Genomic DNA, 22280 nt, shown 5'->3' with positions numbered 1-22280 from the left:
GGAGTGCGATACTCACCCGGAGTGAACAAGCGGCAGCGCCGCACCTGGAGCTTTCACACATGGAACCGACCCGGAGCTGGTGGCTCACCCTGGTGGCAATCAGCGCCATGGCCTTTGCATCCACGACGCACGGCCAGAACGTCCCGCTCCACGATCCCTACGCAGCCCGGATCCAGCACTGCCTCAAGACCCGCCAGGAGGCTCCACACGAAGCGCTGCTGCTGGCCGACGCCCTGCTTGCCACCCTGCAGCTGCCGGACGGCCCGCGGCTGGGCGCGTTCCTGTGCAGGGCCGAAAGCCTGATGATGATCGGCGAGGGCGACGCGGCGCGCGCAGCCGTCGAGCAGGGCCTGCCGCTGGTCGACTCGCCCGGGGTCTCGGCGCAACAGCGGTTCGCCGCGATGATGAATTTCGGCGGCATGCTGCAAAGTCTGGGGCAGACCCGTCAGGCGCTGCAGCTCTTCGATCAGGCACTGGAGCTGGCAGGCCAGGATGGTTCTCCGCAGGAGCAGCTGGCCGCACTCCAGAGCATTGCGCTGACCCGTGCGGTGGGCATGAATGACAACGCGGGTGCGGAGCAGTATTTCCAGCGCGCACTTGCACTGCTGGAACGCCACCCGATGCCGCCCTCCATGGTTGAGCTGATGCTCCACTACAACTACGGCTACACCCTGCTGCTCGGGCAGCGCCACGACGAGGCGGAATCCGCGCTGGCGCGCGCGCTCGAGCTTGCGCCCGAATTGCCTGGGCAGGAGCAGCTTTACCATCGCATCCTCAGCCATCGCGGTGAAATCCAGCGCGCGCAGGGCAACGCGACTGGCGCGCTGGAACGCTTCGAGCGGGCCCATGCATGGCAGCGCGACAACAGCGATGCGCAGGGCGAAACCGTCACCCTCACCCGCCTGGCCCGCGTGCACCTGGACCTGGATGCCCCGGAGCAGGCGCTGCCGTACGCCGAACGCGCACTGGAGCTGGCCGAGCGCGGCAACTACGTGGCCGAGACCCGGGCCGCGCTGGACACCCTGGTCGACGTCCACTCGGCGCTGGAGGACCACGCGCAGGTCATCGCTTTCACCAGCCGGGCGCTGGCGTTCGAGCGTGAATCGGCGCGCGTGGTGGACCTGGAGCGGCTTGCCGCACTGCAGGCACGGGCTGACGCGGCCCAGGCTGCGCGGTCCTCTTCGCCCCGCGCCAACGCGCTGCGCGACACCGCCATCGGGGTCCTGGCACTGCTGCTGGTCGTCGGCGCGGTCCTGCTGTTGCGCAGCCGGCGCCGGCAAAACCTGCTGGCCACGCAAAGCGCAGTGGACCCGCTGACCGGCCTGTACAACCGCCGCGAAGGCGTGCGGCTGATCGAGGAACTGGCGCCACTGGCAGCGTCGGGCGAGGCCCGCCACGCCCTGCTCGTGGTGGACATCGACAGGTTCAAGGCGGTCAACGACAGCCACGGCCATGGGGCTGGTGATCGGGTCCTGGCACAGGTTGCCAGTCACCTGCAGGAAGCCTGCGACAGCGGCGACATCCTCGTCCGCTGGGGTGGCGAGGAATTCCTCGTGGTCCGCCCGCACTCTTCGCGCAAAGCAGCGTTCGCCTTCGCCGACCATCTTCGCCGGCGGATCGAAGGCCAGGCGTTCGAGCTGCCGGGGGGCCTGTCCCTGGCAGTCACCATCTCCATCGGCCTTGCACCGTCGCCGTTCTTCCCTGGCAAGGCCGGACCATGGCAGGAAGCCATCGGCATGGCCGACCGCGCCCTGTACGTGGCCAAGCACGCGGGCCGCAATGCCTGGGCCGGGGTCTGGGGGCTGGAAGAAGGCAGGGACGTCGACCTGTTCAGCGTGCGGGAGGATCCGCAACATGCACTGGCACAGGGCTGGATCGCGATCAGCGGGAACAAGCCCATGTCGTGGTCCCCGGCACCGGATGTGCCGACCCCCTGGAGCGGTGCACGTGCCGTTGCGGATCCTGGCAAGCGTGCCGGGCACGTTTCCTGAAAGTCCGCACGCATGCGCCACGGTCGCAGCCGGAGGCTGTTGTTAAGCCAACCTGGACGTCTGCTTGAGTATCCTGCGCGGATGCCAGGACGCACGCTCGCCCCCACCTTCGCCGCGCTTCTTCTATTCCTGTCCGGTGCGGCGCATGCGGTGGAAGTGGGTGAGGTGGTCATCCGCGGGCTGGATGAGGAAATGGCCGACAACGTGCGGGTGTCGCTGTCACTGAACGATGCGCGCGGTGACGACGTGTCGATGCGCCGGTTGGCCTATCTCATCCGCGCCGCGGAAGCGGAAGCCCGCGAGGCGCTGGAGCCGTTCGGCTATTACTCCCCGGAGATCCAGGTCGAGCGTGAGCGCGTCAACGGCAGCTTCAACGTGACCGTGACGGTGGATCCGGGTGAGCCCGTACGGGTGCGCAACGCCGACGTGGCGATCATCGGCGCCGGCAACCGCGACCGTTACCTGGCGCAGGACCTGGCGGATTTCCTGCCCGCGCCCGGCTCGGTGTTCGACCACCGGCCCTACGAATCCAGCAAGGCGCGGATCAGCCGCCGCCTGGCCGAGCGCGGCTACTTCGACGCCGACTTCAGCGCCCGCCGGGTGGAGGTGACCCGGGCCGCGCAGACGGCAGATATCGAACTGGTGTGGACCAGCGGCGAGCGCTACAACATGGGCCCGACCACCTTCACCCAGGCGCCGCGCCAGGTCATCAACGACGACCTGCTCGAGCGCCTGGTCTACTGGGAAGAAGGCGGCTACTACCACCAGGGCCGGCTGGACCGGCTGCGCACCTCGCTGCAGCGGCTGGATTATTTCGGCTCCATCGAGATCGAGCCGCGTCCCGACGACGCCGATGACGACCTGCGGGTGCCGGTGGACGTACGCCTGACCCCGGCGCCGCGAAAGATCCAGACCGCCGGCCTCAGCTACGGCACCGACAGCGGCGCCGGCTTCCGCCTGGGCGAGGAGCGGCGCTACGTGAACCGCCGTGGGCACAAGGCGCTGGCGCAGCTGGATTACGCGCAGAAGCGGAAAACGCTGACCCTGCAGTACCGCATCCCCGCCTTTGCCTGGTACGACGGCTGGTACACGGTCAGCCTGCAGGCGGCCGACGAGCAGACCCGCTACATCGACGCGCGCAAAGTGGAACTGGTGGCCAGCCGCAATGGCCAGTACAACCGCAATCTCAACCTGGTGGCATCCGCCCACGTGCTGCGTGAGCGCTGGTCGTACGTGGACCAGGACAATCCCGACGTTCCCGCGGAATACCGCTACGCCACCTTCAGCTATCCGTCGCTGCGCGCCGAATACGTGGACGTCGACGACCAGCTGTTCCCGCGCCGCGGGATCGGCGGCAGCGTGGTGCTGCGCGGCGGGCTTGAAGACGTGGGGTCGGATGCCAGTTTCGCCCAGATCCACGCCCGGGCCAGCTGGTACCGGGGCATCGGCGAACGCCATCGCCTGATCGTACGCGGCGAAGCCGGCCACACCTACACCGACGCGCTGGTGGACATGCCGCCGAGCCTGCGGTTCTACGCCGGCGGCGACCGCAGCATCCGCGGCTATGACTGGCGCGAGGTAGGGCCGCGCCTGGGTGACTACGCGGTGGGCGCCAAGCACGTGTTCACCGGCAGCGCGGAGTACGAGCACTACTTCCAGAGCGGATTCGGCTTTGCCGTATTCGCCGACAGCGGCAGCGCTTTCAACAACAGCCCGGACTGGCACACCGGCGTAGGCATGGGCGTGCGCTGGGCGTCCCCGGTCGGCCCGCTGCGGCTGGACATCGCCCGCGGGCTGGACGATCCCGACTCGCCCTTTACCCTGCACCTGGATATCGGCACCGCATTCTGAGCCATGGCACCCACACTGCGCCGCCGGATCGACCCCAACCTGAGCCCCGAGGAACGCGAGGCCCGGATCGCCGCCCTGCGCGAGCGGCGCAAGGCGCGGCTGCGCTGGCTGGCGATCCGCTCCGGCATTGTCAGCCTGGTGCTGGCGGTGCTGGTCATGGCCTTGGCCTGGTGGCTGCTGCTGACGCTGGGCGGGCGCGACTTCCTGCTGTCGCAGATCACCGCGCGACTGCCGGCCGGGACCACGCTTGAGTGGCGCCACGCCGAAGGCCCCGCCTCCGGCCCGCTGACCCTGCACGGACTGCGCTTCGTGCAGCTGAGCTGCCCGGATCGCGACGGCGAGCCGGTGGCTTACGACAACTGCGACGAGCACCGCACGCTGGTGTTCACTGCGGAGCGGGCAATGATCGATCCGGCCGTCCTGCCCTTGCTGGGCCGCCTGCTGCGGCTGGACGTGCTGGAAGTGGAGGGCGCAGTGCTGTCGCTGCCGCCATCGGCGGACGATGACGAGCCGTTCCAGCTGCCCTCCTGGCCGGATTCGCTGCCCGATATCGGCCCGCTGCCGCTGTCGCTGCAGGCCGACACGATCCGGGTGGACGACCTGCGGGTGATTGGCGCCGACAGCCCGGTGATCCACGTCCACCAGGTGCGCGGCGGGCTCAACGCCGGCGAGGGCCTGCTGGAGCTGGACAACGTGCTGGTGGACAGCGACCGTGGCCGGTTCACCGCCCACGGCAGCTACGCGCCGCGTGACAACTATCAGGTGGACCTGACCGCTGGCGCGGTGATGCCGGCCCCGGCCGGGCACACCCGCCCCAACTTCGGCCTGGTGGCACGCGGCGACGCCGGCCACCTGGACCTGGTGCTGACCGGCCATGCGCCCTCGCCGGTGCTGGCCACCCTGGCCCTGCGCGGCGGCGAGCGCCCGGACTGGCGCCTGCAGGCGCGCTCGGACGCGCTGGACCCGGCCCTGCTCGCCGGTGGCGAGCCCGGCACCCCCGTTGCCTTCGATCTTGTGGCCGACGGACAGGACGGAGCGATGGTGCTGGAAGGCAGCATCAGCCAGGGGGACTTCAGCGCCACCGTATTGCCCTCCACCGTCAGCCTGCACGATGAAGTGCTGGAGGTTGACCCGCTGGTGGTCGAACTGCTCGAAGGCCGGGTCACGGTGGCCGGCCGGGCGGACTTCAGCGACGACGACGGTCCCAGCGGCCGCTTTGCCATCAATGCCCAAGGCGTGCGCTGGGGCGGCGGGCAGGACGAAAACGGCGAGCCCGGAACTGCCGTTGTGGCCGATGCCAGGCTCGGCCTGGCCGGTCGGATGCAGGCCTGGGCCGCGATCGGCAACGCCGACCTGACCCGCGGCGACCTCGCGGCGCGGGTGGAGCTTGACGCGCGCGGCAACCAGACGCAGATGGTCCTGCGCCGCCTGCACGCGACGATGCCCGGCAACAGCGGCAGCCTGGACGGCAGCGGGCGGCTGGCCTGGGCGCCGGCTCTGGCATGGGATCTCGATCTGGCGCTGGCCTCGTTTGATCCCGGCTATTTCCTCCCCGACTGGAACGGGGCAGTGGACGGGTCGATCACCAGCAGCGGCAGCGCCCATGACGACGGCGGTCTTGAGGCCCAGGTGGAAGTGGCCGACCTTGGCGGGCAGCTGCGCGGGCGCGCGCTCGGCGGCAGCGGCCGCTTCACCATGCGGTCCCCACCGGCCTCGGAATTGGAAGCGCCTGCTGCATATGAGGGCGAGCTGGCCCTGACGCTTGGCGAGAGCCGTATCGACGCCACTGCCTCGATCGGCCAGTCCCTGGACATTGATGCCCGCCTGGCGCCGCTGCTGCTGGCCGATATCCTGCCCGGCGCCGGCGGCCGGCTCAGCGGGGAAGTGAACCTCACCGGTGCCCGCACCGCACCGGATATCGATGTCGATCTGGAGGGCAGCGACCTCGCCTGGGGTGACTACAGCGCGGGGCGCGCCAGCCTGCGTGGCCGCCTGCCCTGGCGCGGCGGCAACGGCCAGCTGGATCTGGATGCGGAAGCGATCAGCGCCGGCGTGGCCCTGGATGCGGTCTCGATCCAGGCCAGCGGCGCGGTTGAATCGCTGCGCGCCACCGCCAGCGCACGCGGCGAGATCGGTGAGCTGCAGCTGGCCGGCAACGCCGAGCGCCGCCAGCAGCGCTGGCAGGGCGGGCTGTCATCGCTGCGGCTTGCTCCGGCCCGCGGCGCCGCCTGGAACCTGCAGTCACCGGCCAGCTTCGCCCAGACCGGCAGCGGCTGGCGGCTGTCGCAGTCGTGCTTTGCCAGCACCGCCGGCGGCGCGCTGTGCCTGGATGCCGACTGGCCGGCCACTGGCCTGGGCGTCAGCGGCAACAACCTGCCGCTGGCACTGGCCGAGCCCTACCTGCCCGAGCGCGCCGACGGCCAGTCCTGGGCCCTGCGCGGCAACATCGACATTGACGGGCGCCTGCGCCCGGCCGGCAACGCGTTCGCCGGCCACCTCAACGTGCGCTCCGAAGAGGGCGGCCTGCGCTTCAGCCAGCGGGCCCGCCGCGACACGGTCAGCTATTCCGGTCTGCAGCTTGAAGCCGAATTCAGCCCCCAATCCATCCAGGCCAGCTTCACCACCTTGGTGGACGACGAGGGCCGTATCCAGGCCCAGGTGGAAACCGGCTGGGACGCCTGGTCGCCGCTGTCCGGCGCCATCGACATCGACATCAGCGAGTTGGTGTGGCTGGAACTGTTCTCTCCCGACATCGTGGAACCGGAGGGCCAGCTGGCCGGACGCATCACCCTGGCCGGTACCCGCTCTGAACCGGTATTGGGTGGGCAGGCGAGGCTGACCGGATTCAGCACTGAACTGCCCGCGCTGGCGATCCTGCTGGAAGACGGCGACGTGCGCCTGGACGCGCGCGCGGATGGCACCGCCACCATCGCCGGCAGCGTGCGCTCGGGCGAGGGTACGCTGGATATCAGCGGCAGCCTTGGCTGGAGCGGCGAAACCGCTGCACCGCTGGTGCTCCAGGTAGGCGGCGAGAACGTGCTGGTCTCCAACACCCGCGACCTGCGCGCCGTGGCCAGTCCCGATATCCGCGTGCTGTACGCCGCGGGCAGGCCGCTGGAAGTAACCGGAACCGTGCTGGTGCCCGAGGCGCGGATGGACCTGGAGCGGCTGAGCGACGGCGTGGCGCCTTCCGACGACGTGGTGGTGCTGGACCCGGTGGACCCCGAAGAAGGCCCGCCGCTGGCGATGCAGCTCGACCTGACCCTGGAAATGGGCGATGACGTGGTGCTCAACGGCTTCGGCCTGGAGGGCACCCTAGGCGGCAAGCTGCGGGTGCGCCAGCACCCGGGCCGCGACATGCGCGGCACCGGCTCACTGCAGGTGGGCGGGCGCTACAAGGCCTACGGCCAGGAGCTGCGCATCACCCGCGGCAACCTGTCGTGGAGCAACGACATGATCTCCGACCCGGTGCTGGACATCCGCGCGGTGCGCCGGATCGAAGCGGAGGAGCTGACCGCCGGCATCGACGTCACCGGCCGCGCGTCCGCGCCACAGGCGAGCGTGTGGACCGATCCCAGCCGCGACGAATCCGAGGCGCTGGCCTACCTGGCGCTGGGCCGCTCGCTGTCCAGCGTGACCGGTGACGAAGGCCGCGAGCTGGACGCCGCCGCGGCGGCGCTGCAGGCGGGCGGCGGCCTCCTGGCCTCGCAGCTGGGCGCCGGACTGGGCCTGGACGATGCCGGCGTGAGCCATTCGCGCGCGCTGGGCGGCAGCGTGCTGGGGGTAGGCAAGCAGCTCTCGCCGCGCCTGTACGTGGGCTTTGGCGTCTCGCTGCTTGGCACCGGCCAGGTGCTGACCCTGCGCTACCTGCTCGATCGCGGCTTTGATCTTGAAATCGAATCGAGCACGCTGGAAAACCGCGGCTCGATCAACTGGCGCCGCGAAGTGGACTGATGCAGCGGCCGCGTAGCGGCTACGGCGCCAGGCCCGCTTCCGCCAGCTTCCGGCCCAAGGCCTGGAAGGCGCGCTCGGCGTCGGCGATGTCATCAAACTCCTCCGCGCAGGCAACCACAATGGTGGCCCCCTCATCGACCTGGTCCGGGTTGATCACCCCGACGTTGCAGGCGCGTGCCACCTGGGTGCCGGCTTGCTGGGCGAAATCGGTGCCGGGCGGCAGTCCGGCCTGGATGCGCCGCTCTCCGGTACTGATCGCGCGCATGTGCCCCAGCATCAGCGCGGTGCTTTCCGCTGACAGCAGCTCACCGGACACCAGCATTTCCAGCAAGTTGGCGAACATTTCCAGCGGCGCGGAATTGGTGCCGGTGTCGTAGTAGCGGCTGAACACCTCCTCGATGCCGGGGGTGTCCAGCGCATCCCGCTCAACCTCGAGCATCCCGGCCAGCGCATCCAGCCGCGCTTCTCCGTCGCCCGCCTGCTGCACCTTCAAAAGATCCGCACTCGTGAGCGTCCTCACGCCCGGATGCAGGTCACCGTAGACGTCATAGCGCACCTGCAGGTTGGTGGTGATCTGGCCAAAACCACGCCCGAGCCAGTCACGGACCCGGCGGTTGAGGTCAACCTCGCCCACCTGGCGGATCAACATGTCGGTAGCCGTGCTGTCGCTGTCGCGCAGTGACTTTTCCAGCAGGGTGGCGATGCTGAAGTGCTCGCCGGGCCGATGGCCCAGCATGTCACCGGCGCCGTCGACAAAATCCGTTTCGGCCAGTTCCAGCTCCTGATCCAGTGACAGGGTGCCGGCATCCACCTGCTCCAGCACCGCAATCGCCACCGGCACCTTGACCGTGGACGACAGGTACCAGGCGCGCCCGTCGCCCAGGTCCAGGCTGCCGGCGTCAGGTCCGAGCCGACGCACGTAGACCCCGAACCGTCCGGACATGCCGGCGTCGATTTCATTGATCGAGGCCGACAGCGGGTTGAGCCAGGACGGGGCCGCGACATCGCCCGGCGTGTACTCGGTGCGCGCGTCGGCATCTGTCTCACTGGACAGTTGCGGTTGCGGATCGGCCGGGCGGCAGGCCGCCAGTAGAAAGAGAATGGCCAGCAAGGCCGGCAACTGGAGTCTTGGTGCGCTGGGCATGGGCAGGACGGTCATGGGCTCGGCACATCCAATACCCCGGACACAGTGACAGCAGCGCCAACGTCGCCCAGCGCGCCCACCCGCCGCCAGCGATGCGTTGCCACATCTCTGCTAGGGTCTTTGCCCGCCCATTCACCAGTGCGATCGACTCAATGCAACCAACCCGCCGTTCTTCCCGACCACGCCTGCTCCAACGCTCACTGTTCCTCCTGTTCGGCTTGCTGCTGGTGCCGCTGGGCGCCATGGCGCAGACCGGGGCGCCCGCCGAGCTGGAAGGCATCGAGGAGTTCGTCGAGCGCGGCATGCAGGACTGGGGCATTCCCGGCCTGGCGGTGAGCGTGGTCAAGGACGATGAGCTGGTCTGGGCGACGGGCTTTGGCGTGCGCCGCCTCGGCCGCCCGGATCCGGTCGACGGCGACACCCTGTTCAACATCGCCTCGGTGTCCAAGGCCTTCAACGCCGCCGCGCTCGGCCTGCTGGTGGACGAGGGCCGGATCAGCTGGGACGACCCGGTGGTGAAGCACCTGGCCCAGCTGCAGCTCTACGACCCCTATGTGACCCGCGCGGCCACGGTGCGCGACATGCTCGCCCACCGGGTGGGCCTGGGTCGGCTGACCGGCAACCGGCTGCGCTGGATCTCTTCGCGCGACCGCTCCGAACAGATCGCCCGCCTGCGCCACCTGCCGCCCGAGCAGGGGTTCCGCGAGGGCTACGTGTACTCGAACGTGCTGTACATGGTGGCCGGCGAGGTGGTGCCCGCAGTCACCGGCACCGGCTGGGAGCAGTTCGTCGAACAGCGCCTGTTCGCGCCGCTGGGCATGACCCGCAGCCTGGCAGGCGGCAGCCGCCTGGACGAGTCCGGCAACGTGGCCTGGCCACACCAGGAAATCGACGGCACCGTGGTGGAGATCCCGCGACGCAATTTCGACGCGGTGGGCCCGGCGGCCTCGGTCCACTCCAGCGCGCGCGAGATCGGCAGCTGGATGCGCCTGCACCTGGGCACGCCCGGCGAATTCGAAGGCAACGTTGTGCTCGCGCCTGGCACGGTGGCGGAAATGCACCGCTCACAGACCCCGATCCAGACTCCCGCTTTCGAAGCGCTGGCCGCCTACGGCCTGGGCTGGCGCCTGGGCAGCCATGAAGGCCGGCAGACCTCCTCGCACTCGGGCGCGGTGGACGGCATGAACTCGCTGCTGATGCTGGTGCCCGAAGAAGGCCTGGGCATCTTCATCACCACCAACACCTTCAACAACTTCACCACCGCGCTGGCCCGACAGATTGTGGACGCCTACCTCGGCATCGATGGCCGCGACCGTCATGCGGAGACCTTCGAGCGCTATCTCGGGCAGAAGGCGCAGGCGCAGGAGGAGCGCGAGGCGATCCACGCCGCGCGCATTCGCAACACCCGCCCGTCCGGTCCGCTGGCCGACTTCACCGGCGGCTACGACGACGCCCTTTACGCCGACGCCGCGGTGCGGGTGGCGGATGGGAGGCTGGTGCTGCAGCTGTGGGACGATCCGGAGCAGGTCGCCGACCTGGAGCACTGGCACCACGACACTTTCCGGGCGGTGTGGCGCAACCCGGCGATGCGCGAGGAGTTCGTGTGGTTTACCCGCGGCCGCGACGGCACCATCGACCAGCTGCACATCGACTGGAACCTGCGGCCCGCCGTGCTGCAGGTGGGGGCGTATCCTTCGTCGTATCGTCGTGAGGCCACGTTCAAGCGCCAGCACGGCGGAGAATGACCGGCTGGCACGGATGACGAGCATAAAAAAGCCCCGCAGGCAGGGGGGGCCGGCGGGGCTCGGTGGAACGGGAGCTCGGGGAGAAGTCCCGTTCCAGATCACTCCAGGGGAAGGGAGAGATCAGCGACAGACGTTGCATCTGTCGCGTTACATATGACCACCGCGAGCATTGATGGTTCGTGAAGATCCCCGGCTTCCCGGCGAAAAGTTCAGCCGGCATTTACATTTCACGGGGACTGAACGGAATTTGTACAAAACCCGCTGAAATCCGCCGTATTTCTGCGGTTTCCACCCCTCAATGGGCTACCTCCCAGTTGTCTCCCACGCCGCTTTCGACCGTCAGCGGCACCTGCAGTTCAGCCGCGCCGGTCATGCGCGGCACCACCTCGGCGAGCAGGGTGTCGGCAAAGTCCGCATCGGCCTCGAAGACCAGTTCGTCATGCACCTGCAGGATCATGCGCGCCCGCCCACCCTGGCTGGCCAGCCAGGCGTCGATATCGATCATGGCGCGCTTGATGATGTCGGCCGCCGTGCCCTGCATTGGCGCGTTGATGGCCGCCCGCTCGGCGCCGGCGCGCAGCCCCTGGTTGCGGGCGCTGATGTTTTCCAGATACAGGCGGCGACCGAACACGGTTTCCACGTAGCCGGCCTCATGCGCCTGCTCGCGGGTGCGGTCCATGTACTCGCGCACGCCCGGATAGCGTGAGAAATACAGGGCGATGTAGTCCTGCGCCTCGCCGCGGCCGATGCCGAGGTTGCGGGCCAGGCCCCAGGCGCCCATGCCGTACATCAGGCCGAAGTTGATCGCCTTGGCCGCGCGGCGCTCGTCAGCGGTGACCTCTTCCAGCTTGCGGCCGAACACCTCGGCCGCCGTGGCGGCGTGGATGTCGGCACCTGCTGCGAACGCCGCCAGCAGGCCCGCGTCGCCCGACAGGTGGGCCATGATCCGCAGCTCGATCTGCGAATAGTCGCAGGCCACCAGCACGTTGCCCTCGTCGGCAATGAAGGCGCGGCGGATACGGCGCCCGTCCTCGGTGCGGATGGGGATGTTCTGCAGGTTGGGATCGGACGAAGCCAGCCGCCCGGTGGCCGCGCCCGCCTGGTGGAAGCTGGTGTGCAGCCGGCCGGTCTCCGGGTTGATCATTTCCGGCAGCTTGTCGGTGTAGGTGCTGCGCAGCTTGGCCAGGCCGCGGTACTCGAGGATGATCCGCGGCAGTTCGTGCTGGTCGGCGATCGCCTCCAGCGCTTCCTCATTGGTGCTGGGCTGGCCCTTGGGCGTCTTTACCAGCGCCGGCAGGCCCAGCTCGTCGAACAGCAGCGCCTGCAGCTGCTTGGGCGAATCCAGGTTGAAGGTGCGCCCGGCCAGCTCGGTGGCCTTCTGCTGCGCGGTGAGCATGCGCCGCGACAGATCGGCGCTCTGCCGGCGCAGCTCGTCGCCGTCGATGCGCACGCCGTGGGCCTCGATGCGCGCCAGCACCGGCACCAGCGGCATCTCGATCTCGCGGTACACCTTCTCCAGCGCCGGCACCTCGGCCAGCTTGGGCGACAGCTCGCGGTGCAGGCGCAGGGTGATGTCGGCGTCTTCACACGCGTAGGGGGTGGCGTCGTCGATCGCCACCTGGGAAAACGGGATCGCCTTGGCGCCCTTGCCGGCCACGTCGGAGTACTTGATGCAGGTGTAGCCCAGGTAGCGCAGGGCCAGCGAGTCCATGTCGTGGCGGCTGGCGGTGGCGTTGTATACGAAACTTTCGAGCATGGTGTCGTCGGCGTAGCCGCGCACCTCGATCCCATGCCGGCGCATCACGTGCAGGTCGTACTTGCCGTGGTGGCCGATCTTGCGCCTGCCCGGATCTTCCAGCAGCGGCCGCAGCGCTTCCAGCGCCTCCTTGCGATCGAGCTGGGCCGGGACGCCACCGTAGTCATGGCCCAGCGGCAGGTAGGCCGCGCGGCCGGGTTCGACCGCAAAGCTCATGCCCACCAGGTTGGCGCGCAGCGGGTCGAGCGCGTCGGTCTCGGTGTCGAAGGCGAACTCGTCGGCCTTGCCCAGGATCCCGATCCATTCGTCCAGACGCGCCCGGTCGAAGATCGTCTCGTGTACGCCGGGCGCGGCCAGCGCTGGGTCCAGGCCACCGTCAGCCGGCTTCGCCGCCGGACGCGCGTAGCCGGCCTCGGTGCCGCGCACGCTGCCGGGAATGTCGGCCACCGGCACCGGCGCATCGCCATTGGCTCTGTCCAGGTCACGCAGCGCCTGGGTGAATCCATAGCGGGTATACAACGCGCGCAGGGTGTCCACATCCTGCTCGCGCAGCGGCAGCCCGGTGGGGCCGCGATCCAGCGGCACGTCGGTGCGGATGGTCACCAGCTCGCGGTTGAGCGGCAGCCGGTCCAGCGCCTCGCGCAGGCTCTCGCCGACCTTGCCCTTGATGTTGGCCGCGTTGGCGATCACCCCGTCCAGGCTGTCGTACAGGGCCAGCCACTTGGCGGCGGTCTTGGGACCGCACTTGGGCACGCCCGGCACGTTGTCGACGGTATCGCCCATCAGCGCCAGCAGGTCCACGATCTGGTCCGGGCGCACGCCGTACTTCTCGATGATGGCCTCGTCGCTGTCCACGTGGCTGCCGCTCATGGTGTTGATCAGCGAGATCCCGGGCCGCACCAGCTGGGCGAAGTCCTTGTCGCTGGTGGACACCAGTACATCCAGGCCGTCAGCGGCGCCAGCCACCGCCAGGGTGCCGATCACATCGTCCGCTTCCACGCCCTCGACCCGCAGGATGTCGATGCCCAGCGCATCCACCACGTCGCACATCGGCTGCACCTGCACCCGCAGGTCGTCCGGCATCGGCGGGCGGTTGGCCTTGTATTCGGGGTACAGGTCATCGCGAAAGGTCTTGCCCGGCGCGTCGACTACGAAGGCGATGTAATCGGGCTTTTCCTTGAGCGTGGCGCGCAGCATGTTGACCACGCCGAACAGGGCGCCGGTGGGCTCGCCTTGGGCATTGGTCAGCGGCGGCAGGGCATGGAAGGCGCGGTACAGATAGCTGGAACCGTCGATCAGCACGAGTCTTTTCATGGACCCGATTCTACTCGGCTGCCCTTCTCGGCACCGGCACCCGCCAGCACGCATACTTGGGGATCGACACGCCCCGGAGTCCGCAATGAAAGCCTTCCTGTCCGCCGTCCTGCTGATGCTGCTCGCCGCCTGCGCCACCATCGGCACGGGAGCCGGGATCGCGGGGATCCCTGAAATACCCGCCGATGCGGTCGAACAGGTCCGCACCTCCCCCAACGGCGACGTCATCACCGAGTACCGCGTTGCCGACCAGGTCCGCGTGCTCAAGGTGCAGCCGCCGCGCGGGCCGGCCTACTACCTGTACAACCGCGACGGCCAGATCATTTCCACCCGCGAAGGCGACAATCCGCCACAGACCTATTTCAAACTGTTCGAGTGGTGAACCCGGCCGGGCTCAGCCGTCGTCGGGCCCGGTCACCAGGCGCGCACCGCGCAGCTGCGGGCGGCCGTCAATGACATCGGTCCACACCGCGTGGGCGACGCCCTGGTGGAACACCAGCCGCGGGAATCCGGTGCCGCGCCCCCGGCCTGCAAGTCCGGCCAGCCGGATGCGCTCGATTTCACGTGAGAGGTCGGGAGTAAAGCGCGCGTACCACAGCGACTGTCCATCGCCGTCTTCCCGCAGCCACAGCGCCGCGGCCTGATGGCCATCCAGGGCCACCGCCACGCGCCCTTGCACCCCGGCGCCGCTGTCGAGCACCAGCGGCTGGCCGAAGTTGTCACCCGCGTCGGCGCTGTAGGCCAGGCGCACCTGCGGCTCGCCACCGGCTTCCGTGTACCAGCCCGCCACCACGTTGTGGCCGTGGCCGTGCGCTGATGGACCGTTGACCGGGCAGGCGGACATCACCCAGCCGTCCGCGTGGATCCGGCGCGGCGCGGTCCACACGTTGCCTTCCAGGCGCGACACCAGCACATCGCGGACTTCATCGGGGCTGCGGCCGCGGTAGAACAGCAGCGGCCCACGCGAGGTCAGGGCCACGCTGGTCTGGCAGCACTCGCACACGCGGGTGTCGATCACCGCCTCGTGCACCAGTCGCTGGGCGGAATCCACCAGCGCAGCGCGCAGCGTCGAAGAACCGTGGGCGCGGGTTTCGGCCTCGCCCGCGCCGGCCTCATGGCCGTCATGGCCATCGTGATCGATGCCCGTGCTGCGCCCGTCCAGCCAGGCAATCCCCAGCAGATCGGTGCCGTGCGGCCACATGGAAGCGAACCCATGCTCGGTGCTGGTACCGCCGGCATGGGGCACCAGCGGCGCCGACCAGTTGGCGCCGTCGCGTGAACGCACCAAGGCAATGTCGTAGGCGTTGGCCCTGCCGCTCTTCTGCAGCCAATGAGCCCAGACCGCGCCGTCCAGGCTCGCCACGATATGCGGCGTATCGGCCCAGTTGACGAACATCCGGCTGCCGATCGCGATATTGGCCGGCGCGTGCTGCCAGCGCTCCAGCGCCGGGTTCCATACGCTGAAGCGGAACAGGTGCCTGCGCCCGGGCTGGGAATCCAGCCATGACAGCAGCACCCGTCCGTCTGCAGCCACCGCCAGGTCCGGCGCGCTGGTGCCCGCAACCGCGCCGGGCAGCGGCCAATCCAGCACCTGCAGCCGGCCGGGGCCGGCTTCGCCGGTGGGAGTTTCGCCCGCATCCTCACCGCCACAGGCGGCCAGGAGCAGGAACGACAACAGCATCAATGCGATGAGACGGGCCATCGACGCAGCCTACCCGGTTTCCGCTGGGCCCCACATCCGGCCGCTGTCAACGGGTACCCCCGCCTGCGTCATGCGGCCACAATGGCTGGCTCCGCGGCCCTTGCCGCCCGCCCCAGAATGCCGATGTCCGATTCAGCCCCCGCGCTCATGCGCAAGATCGCCCAGACCATCGCCGAGGAAATCGGTGCCCAGCGCAGCCAGGTGGAGGCCGCCGTCGGCCTGCTTGACGAAGGCGCGACCGTGCCCTTCATCGCCCGCTATCGCAAGGAAGTCACCGGCGGCCTGGATGACACCCAGCTGCGCGACCTGGAAACCCGCCTGGGCTATCTGCGCGAGCTGGAAGACCGGCGCGCCGCGATCCTGTCCAGCATCGACGGGCAGGGCAAGCTGAGCGACGAGCTGCGCGCCGACATCGAAGCCGCAGACACCAAGGCGCGGCTGGAAGACCTGTACCTGCCGTACAAGACCAAGCGCCGCACCCGCGCGCAGATCGCCCGCGAGGCCGGGCTGGAGCCGCTGGCCGACGGCCTGCTGACCGATCCAACCCGGGTGCCGGAGGAGTTCGCCGCCGGCTTCGTGGATACCGACAAGGGCGTGGCCGACGCCAAGGCGGCGCTGGATGGCGCGCGCGCGATCCTGATCGAACGCTGGGGCGAAGACGCCGCGCTGGTGGGCGAGCTGCGCGAATGGCTGACCCGCGAAGGCGTAATCCGCGCAAAGGTGATCGAAGGCAAGGAAGCCGCTGGCGAGAAGTTCCGCGACTACTTCGATCACGCCGAGCCGCTGGCGAAGATCCCTTCGCACCGCCTGCTGGCCCTGTTCCGCGGCCGCCGCGAAGAATTCCTCACCCTTGATCTGGAGCCCGGCACCGATGCCGACGCCGGCCACGCCTATGCCGAAGGCCGCGTGGCGCGCAATGCCGGCATCCAGGACCAGGGCCGTCCGGCCGATGCCTGGCTGCGGACCGCCTGCCGACTGGCCTGGAAGGCCAAGCTGCACCTGCACCTGATGCTGGATCTGTTCGGCCAAGCCCGTGAGAAGGCGGAGGCCGAAGCGATCGCGGTGTTCGGCGACAACCTCAAGGACCTGATGCTGGCCGCGCCCGCCGGCCCGAAGGCAGTCCTCGGCCTGGATCCCGGCCTGCGCACCGGCGTCAAGGTGGCGGTGGTCGATGCCACCGGCAAGCTGGTCGCCACCGACACCATCTTCCCGCATGAGCCGCGCCGGCAGTGGGACCAGTCGCTGGCCGCTCTGAAGAAACTCTGCACCGCGCACGGCGTGCAGCTGATCGCCATCGGCAACGGCACCGCCTCGCGCGAGACCGACAGGCTGGCCGGCGACGTGCTGAAACTTGTGCCGGAGCTGAAGATGCAGAAGATCGTGGTCAGCGAGGCCGGCGCTTCGGTGTACTCGGCCTCCGAGCTGGCGGCGAAGGAATTCCCGGGCCTGGACGTATCGCTGCGCGGCGCGGTGTCGATCGCCCGCCGCCTGCAGGATCCGCTGGCCGAACTGGTCAAGATCGAGCCCAAGGCGATCGGCGTCGGCCAGTACCAGCACGACGTGGACCAGTTCAAGCTGGCCCGCGCGCTGGATGCCCGGGTGGAGGACTGCGTAAACGCGGTGGGGGTGTACGTGAACACCGCTTCGGCACCGCTGCTGGCGCGGGTGTCCGGCCTGTCGTCCACGGTGGCCACGAACATTGTTGCCCACCGCGATGCCAACGGTCCGTTCAAGCGCAGGAAAGACCTGCTGAAGGTGCCGCGCCTGGGCGAGAAGACGTTCGAGCAGTGCGCCGGCTTCCTGCGCATTGCCGACGGCGACGAGCCGCTGGACGCTTCCGCGGTGCACCCGGAAACCTATCCGGTGGTCGAGCGCATCGTGGCCGCGACCGGCAAGCCGATCCGCGCGCTGGTGGGCGACGCCTCCTTCGTGCGCACGCTCAAGGCCCGCGACTATGTGGACGAGCGCTTCGGCGAGCCGACCGTGCGTGACATCCTCGCCGAGCTGGAAAAGCCGGGTCGCGACCCGCGCCCTGAGTTCAAGGCGGCGGTGTTCGCCGAAGGGGTGGAGGACATCAAGGATCTGCGCGAAGGCATGATCCTGGAAGGCGTGGTCAGCAACGTGGCCGCGTTCGGCGCGTTCGTCGACATCGGCGTGCACCAGGACGGCCTGGTCCATATTTCCGCGCTGTCCGACCGCTACGTGAAGGATCCGCGCGAGGTGGTGAAGGCCGGTGACATCGTCAAGGTGAAGGTGCTGGAGGTCGACGTGGCGCGCAAGCGCATCGCCCTGACCCGACGCCTGGACGACGCGCCCGCACCGCGGGAAGAGCGCCAGGATGCGCGTCGCAACGAGCGGGATGGACGCGGCCGACCGGGTGGCGGACCGCGCGGCGGACGTCCGGGCGGCGGCGGGGCCAAGACCTCCGCGCCGCCGGCCAACAACGCCCTGGCCGAGGCCTTCGCCCGCGCCAAGCGCAGCTGAGGGGCGGATACGGAAGGGCTGACCGTCAGTCAGCCCATTCCGGATCAGCGGTGAACTCGATCGTCAGCCAGCGGTTGGCATCGTCACCGCCAAGGGCCTCGCTGACGCCTTCGCGCAGGACATCCCACTCCTCCACCCTGCGCGCGGGCCCATTGGCCGGCACGATGAACACCAGTTCGATCTGCCGACCGCGCCCGACCCGCGCCACATAGGCCCGGTGATCGATGAAGCCATGGCGCTGGACCACCTCCCTGGCCACGGCATCCACGTGCTCCTTCAAGTCCGGCGGAGTGACCAGCAGGATGTCCCGAAGCGCCTGGCGGATGGTGCCCAGCGGCATCGGAATGATCACCAGGCACACCAGCATCAGCACCGCCGGATCGATATAGGGCGCCATCCACGCCCATTGCGTCCCTTCCACCAGCAGGCCAGCCACAAAGGCGATCAGCAGCGCCCCGGCGAGCAGCGCTGCCATCAGCCAGCCCTTGGCATCCAGGGCCACGAAACTGGAGCGGATGCGCCGGTTGGCACGCGTCTCGAACACCCACATCACAATGCAGGTGACCAGGGTAAGGGCCGCATATACCAGCGCGCGTCCAAAACGCAGCTCGCGTCCACCGGTCATGAACGAGTCGATCGCGCTGATCAGCGCGTACATCGCCGCCCCGGTCAGCAGCAGCCCGGTCACCCCCAGCACGATCGGCTCCAGATGCCAGAAGCCCATGGTGAACCGCTCCACCAGGCGCTTGTTGCGCAGGTCGCCGGCGGTTGACGTGGCAATCAGGTTCGCCACCAGCAGGGCCACTGTGGTCATGCTCGCATCGATCAGCGAATACACCCCGTCGAACACGATGGCGAACGAGCCCGACAGCAGCCCGAACACCACCCCCAGCACGGCGAACACCACGATCACCGCGATCGAGATGCGCAGCACGCCCTGCTCGGTATCCACCTCCAGCCGCCACCGTGACCGCCCAACCGCCATTGACCCGTTCTCCGCCTGCACGCCCATCGGGCAGGCTAGCGCATCGGAAGCCGCTCAGGATCCCGTGCGGGTGGGAACGCGGTAATCGAGCGGTGGCGTCTCGCGTCGCTGCAGCGGTACGTAAGGATTGTCGCCACGGCGCTGCTCAAACTCGGCACGCGCCGCAATCACCAGCTCCGGATTGGAGAACAGCTCAACCGCTGCCATTGCCAGCACCGAGGCAGCGTTGAGCGCGCCGCGCTGGCCGATCGACATGCCCGAGGCGGCTACCGCCTGCCAGCTGTGGGCCGGCGTGCCCGGCACCCAGGTGGCGGTGGACAGGCCCGCAGTCGGAACCACCTGGCTGACATCACCTACGTCGGTGGAAGCCAGCCCTTGCACGTCAGCGCGGTACTCCGCCACCTGCGTGGCTGACTCCAGCGGCGGCGCACGCTCAAGGCTCTGCTGCAGCTCACGCGCGAACTGGAGCTCATCCTGGCTGTACTGGAGCCCGCCAACCAGGCGCAATGCGCGGTCCAACACCTGCCCCAGGGCATCGTTGGGCAACAGCCCGTGCACCCCGCCCAGGGGCTCGAACTCCACTTGTGTTCCCGTCCCCAGCGCGGCACCGCGGGCCGCAGCGTGCAGCCGCTCGAAGACTTCCCCCACCACCTCACCGCGCGTGTGCCGCACGTAGTAATACGCCTCGGCATAGGCCGGCACCACGTTGGGTGCGCGGCCGCCGTCGGTGATCGCGTAATGGATGCGCGTGCCGTCGGGCACGTGCTCCCGAAGCAGGTTGGCCATGTGGTTGAGCGCTTCCACTCCATCCAGGGCAGACCGGCCACGCTCGGGGGCGATGGCGGCGTGCGAGGCAACACCATGGAAGCGGAACTTGCCGCTGATGTTGGCCAGGCTGGTGGACTGCGCGGCGGAGTTGCTGTCCGAGGGGTGCCAGTGCAGGGCCACATCGACATCGTCGAACAGCCCGGCACGGACCATGAACACCTTGCCGGAGCCGCCTTCCTCGGCAGGTGTGCCGTACACCCGGATCTCACCCTCCTGGCCGCTGTCTTCCAGCCACCGTGCCACGGCGCGCGCGGCGCCCACCGCCCCGGCACCAAACAGGTTGTGCCCGCAGGCATGGCCGGCGTCGTGTCCGGGCAGCGGCGAACGCAGAGGTGCCGCCTGCTGCGACATTCCGGGCAGCGCATCCATTTCTGCCAGCAGCGCGATCACCGGCCCGCGACCGCGGCGACCGGCCCGGGCGACGAACGCGGTCGGCATGCCCGCCACTCCGGCCTCAACCTCGAACCCGGCCTGGCGCAGCTGCTCCTGCAGCAGCGAAGAAGCCATCTGCTCCTGATAGCCCAGCTCCGGCTGCTCCCAGATCGCCTGGGCCAGCTGCGCCTGGGGCGCGGCCCAGGCCTCCACTTCGGCTCGCACCATGGCCTGACCGGCGTTGATGGCCGCTGCACCCCCTGTTGCGGCGCTGACGCTGGTGACAGACATGCCGACCGCGACGAGCAGGCCGGCCACGAGCTGGCGGCCGATCAAGACCCCTCTCCTTCCTGCGGATCCAGCAGGCGCACGTCGTCCAGCTCGAACCAGGCCGTATCGCCCGGCGCACCGCCCACGGAAAAGGCGATCTGCACCGCATCATCGCCACGCCAGGCCGGCGGATCACCGTCACCCCGCCACGGCGGCAGGCCGGCGAAGCCGGTCCAGGGGATCCGGTACTCGCGCCAGTCCGGTCCAAGGGTGAACTCATGCGCCCAGCGCTTTCCCTCCTGGCCGCGGATTTCCACCCGCGCGGTCCCGGCCTCGCCACGGGCCTGGAACGACAGCCCGGCCCAGGGGTCCAGATCGGCCGGTGCCACCGAGCCACGCGAGAGCGGCAGCAGCACCGCCGCATTGGCCCGGTCGGAATGCGAGAGACGGGCGTGAGTGGACAGCACATGACCGTCCCCGTCAGGGCGGGCAATGCGCAGGCTCGATTGCCAGGTGCGGTCGTTGCCGCCGTCGGCATCGGTGACGCGCAGGGTATCCACGGCGGTCCGGCCATCCTCGCGCTCGAAGTCGTCGATCAGTGCGGGCAAGGACACCGCCGGCAGGCTTGCATGGGCATTTTCCGACGGACGATTGGCATCCGGCCCGGTCACCTCCACCCCCGCGAGGAACACGCGCTGCACGCGCTGCATCGCGGCGACGTCATCCCATGGCGCACCTTCCACCAGAACCAGATCTGCACGCCTGCCCTCGGCGATCACCCCCCGGTCAGTGGTTCCCAACACCGTGGCTGCCACTACGGTGGCGGCGTGCAGCGCCTGGCGTGGGGTCAGTCCTGCTTGCACCAGCAGTTCCAGTTCGCGGCTGGTAGCCCGGCCGTGCGGAGTACCGGTCATACCGGCATCGGTCGCCACCACCACGGGGATTCCGGCGTCATGCAGGCGCTTCACATTGGCCAGCGCCATGTCGAAGTTGATTCGTCGCTGGCGCAGGACCGGGCTGTCCGGATCCCGCGGCGGCGCATCGCCGACCCGCACCGGCTCGTACACCGCCAGCGTCGGGCCGTAGGCCGTGCCGTGTTCGAGCATGAGCGCGATCAGCTCATCGTCAACCTCGCGGTCCAGCAGGCTGTGGGCGATCAGGTCCACGCCGGCGCGCGCCGCCTGCTTGCCGCGCTCGACCGTCACCGTGTGGGTGAACACCTTGATGTCGTGGCGGTGCGCCTCCTCGACCAGCGCGGTCAGCGTGGCCTCGTCCATGCTCGTGTTGTCGGCAGCGTTGTTGTAGCGCCAGCCGTCGGTGAACGCCTTGATGAAATCGGGCCGGTAGGCGGCGATGTCCCGCACCGCCGCGCGCGCGGCCTCGGGCGAATTGACCCAGCGCGTGGTGGCCTGGTCGGCCCAGTCCGCGCCGTGGCCCAGCGGTGTGCTCATGCGTGCACCGAAATGGACGGTCGGCGCCGCCAGATTGGCAAGCCACTCGCGCCGTGGCGCGTGCGCCTCCGGAGGCTGGTGGTAGTCGGCCACCGTGGTTACTCCGGCATCCAGGTAGGCGTTGGCTACCTCCGGCAATGCAGCCGGCCGGGTATTGGGAGTCCAGTGGGTGTGCAGGTCGAGCATGCCGGGCACCAGTGCCAGCCCGTCGGCATCGACGGTCCGAGTGCCAGGCACGGCCGCGATGCCGTTTCCGATCCGCACGATGCGACCGTTTTCAACCAGGACATCCACCGTCCGAGGCTGCCGTGTGCCCTCATCGAACACCCTCGCATCGCGGATCAGCAGGCCCGCGTGTGCGGCGCCGGCAAGCAGCGACAGGACCAGCAGCACGGCGACCAGCGCGGTCGGATGGAAACGGTGCCTGTGCATC

The 22280-nt window shown here is 69.2% G+C and carries 12 protein-coding genes; 6 read left to right on the top strand and 6 right to left on the bottom strand.

What is annotated here, in order from left to right:
- The first annotated feature begins 59 nt into the window (after window positions 1-59).
- From ACW7G2_RS11240 to ACW7G2_RS11230, 3 genes are all read left to right on the top strand, one after another.
- Window positions 60-1991, top strand: coding sequence for a diguanylate cyclase (locus ACW7G2_RS11240; RefSeq protein ID WP_456975772.1), 1932 nt, complete (start codon window positions 60-62; stop codon window positions 1989-1991).
- An 81-nt stretch (window positions 1992-2072) separates the two neighbouring features.
- Entirely contained in the window at window positions 2073-3842 is a 1770-nt protein-coding gene (locus ACW7G2_RS11235; RefSeq protein WP_456975770.1) for an autotransporter assembly complex protein TamA, read from the top strand.
- 3 nt (window positions 3843-3845) lie between these two features.
- On the top strand, window positions 3846-7796 hold the full coding sequence (locus tag ACW7G2_RS11230) for a translocation/assembly module TamB domain-containing protein (protein WP_456975768.1): 3951 nt from the start codon (window positions 3846-3848) through the stop codon (window positions 7794-7796).
- Between the two features lie 19 nt (window positions 7797-7815).
- Here ACW7G2_RS11230 and ACW7G2_RS11225 read toward each other — a convergent pair whose 3' ends face one another.
- Window positions 7816-8955 carry a serine hydrolase gene (locus tag ACW7G2_RS11225; RefSeq protein WP_456975766.1) on the bottom strand — a complete coding sequence of 380 codons (1140 nt, stop codon included), beginning with the start codon at window positions 8953-8955 and terminating at the stop codon, window positions 7816-7818.
- Window positions 8956-9092: 137 nt separating this feature from the next.
- Between ACW7G2_RS11225 and ACW7G2_RS11220 the strand changes: the two genes are divergently transcribed.
- On the top strand, window positions 9093-10685 hold the full coding sequence (locus ACW7G2_RS11220; protein ID WP_456975764.1) for a serine hydrolase: 1593 nt from the start codon (window positions 9093-9095) through the stop codon (window positions 10683-10685).
- Between the two features lie 295 nt (window positions 10686-10980).
- On the opposite strand, the gene polA is transcribed toward ACW7G2_RS11220, so the two are convergent.
- Window positions 10981-13755: a DNA polymerase I gene (gene polA / locus ACW7G2_RS11215; protein ID WP_456975762.1), complete on the bottom strand. Its 2775-nt coding sequence runs from the start codon at window positions 13753-13755 to the stop codon at window positions 10981-10983.
- Between the two features lie 85 nt (window positions 13756-13840).
- On the opposite strand from polA, the gene ACW7G2_RS11210 reads away from it, so the two are divergent.
- Window positions 13841-14137: a DUF2782 domain-containing protein gene (locus ACW7G2_RS11210; protein ID WP_456975760.1), complete on the top strand. Its 297-nt coding sequence runs from the start codon at window positions 13841-13843 to the stop codon at window positions 14135-14137.
- Between the two features lie 12 nt (window positions 14138-14149).
- Here the strand turns inward: ACW7G2_RS11210 and ACW7G2_RS11205 are convergent, their stop codons facing one another.
- Window positions 14150-15457 carry a hypothetical protein gene (locus ACW7G2_RS11205; protein WP_456975758.1) on the bottom strand — a complete coding sequence of 436 codons (1308 nt, stop codon included), beginning with the start codon at window positions 15455-15457 and terminating at the stop codon, window positions 14150-14152.
- A gap of 123 nt (window positions 15458-15580) precedes the next feature.
- Between ACW7G2_RS11205 and ACW7G2_RS11200 the strand changes: the two genes are divergently transcribed.
- A complete protein-coding gene (locus tag ACW7G2_RS11200) occupies window positions 15581-17941 on the top strand; it encodes a Tex family protein (RefSeq protein WP_456975756.1) in 2361 nt (786 codons plus the stop codon).
- A gap of 25 nt (window positions 17942-17966) precedes the next feature.
- Here the strand turns inward: ACW7G2_RS11200 and ACW7G2_RS11195 are convergent, their stop codons facing one another.
- From ACW7G2_RS11195 to ACW7G2_RS11185, 3 genes are read right to left on the bottom strand one after another with little or no spacing between them, the layout of a single operon-like run.
- Entirely contained in the window at window positions 17967-18926 is a 960-nt protein-coding gene (locus tag ACW7G2_RS11195; protein WP_456975754.1) for a cation diffusion facilitator family transporter, read from the bottom strand.
- A 54-nt stretch (window positions 18927-18980) separates the two neighbouring features.
- On the bottom strand, window positions 18981-20462 hold the full coding sequence (locus ACW7G2_RS11190) for an amidohydrolase (RefSeq protein ID WP_456975752.1): 1482 nt from the start codon (window positions 20460-20462) through the stop codon (window positions 18981-18983).
- Window positions 20459-22279 carry an amidohydrolase family protein gene (locus ACW7G2_RS11185; RefSeq protein WP_456975750.1) on the bottom strand — a complete coding sequence of 607 codons (1821 nt, stop codon included), beginning with the start codon at window positions 22277-22279 and terminating at the stop codon, window positions 20459-20461. The genes ACW7G2_RS11190 and ACW7G2_RS11185 overlap by 4 nt, the downstream gene beginning before the upstream one ends.
- Between the last annotated feature and the right edge of the window lies 1 nt (window position 22280).

Source organism: Luteimonas sp. A277 (assembly GCF_054052045.1).
This window is presented reverse-complemented; position numbering and strand designations above follow the sequence as displayed.

Excerpts from the sequence above, each read along its gene's own strand:
- ACW7G2_RS11240 (WP_456975772.1), top strand. The coding sequence starts at position 60 with ATGGAACCGACCCGGAGCTGGTGGCTCACCCTGGTGGCAATCAGCGCC.
- ACW7G2_RS11235 (WP_456975770.1), top strand. The coding sequence starts at position 2,073 with ATGCCAGGACGCACGCTCGCCCCCACCTTCGCCGCGCTTCTTCTATTC.
- ACW7G2_RS11230 (WP_456975768.1), top strand. The coding sequence starts at position 3,846 with ATGGCACCCACACTGCGCCGCCGGATCGACCCCAACCTGAGCCCCGAG.
- ACW7G2_RS11225 (WP_456975766.1), bottom strand. The coding sequence starts at position 8,955 with ATGACCGTCCTGCCCATGCCCAGCGCACCAAGACTCCAGTTGCCGGCC.
- ACW7G2_RS11220 (WP_456975764.1), top strand. The coding sequence starts at position 9,093 with ATGCAACCAACCCGCCGTTCTTCCCGACCACGCCTGCTCCAACGCTCA.
- polA (WP_456975762.1), bottom strand. The coding sequence starts at position 13,755 with ATGAAAAGACTCGTGCTGATCGACGGTTCCAGCTATCTGTACCGCGCC.
- ACW7G2_RS11210 (WP_456975760.1), top strand. The coding sequence starts at position 13,841 with ATGAAAGCCTTCCTGTCCGCCGTCCTGCTGATGCTGCTCGCCGCCTGC.
- ACW7G2_RS11205 (WP_456975758.1), bottom strand. The coding sequence starts at position 15,457 with ATGGCCCGTCTCATCGCATTGATGCTGTTGTCGTTCCTGCTCCTGGCC.
- ACW7G2_RS11200 (WP_456975756.1), top strand. The coding sequence starts at position 15,581 with ATGTCCGATTCAGCCCCCGCGCTCATGCGCAAGATCGCCCAGACCATC.
- ACW7G2_RS11195 (WP_456975754.1), bottom strand. The coding sequence starts at position 18,926 with ATGGCGGTTGGGCGGTCACGGTGGCGGCTGGAGGTGGATACCGAGCAG.
- ACW7G2_RS11185 (WP_456975750.1), bottom strand. The coding sequence starts at position 22,279 with ATGCACAGGCACCGTTTCCATCCGACCGCGCTGGTCGCCGTGCTGCTG.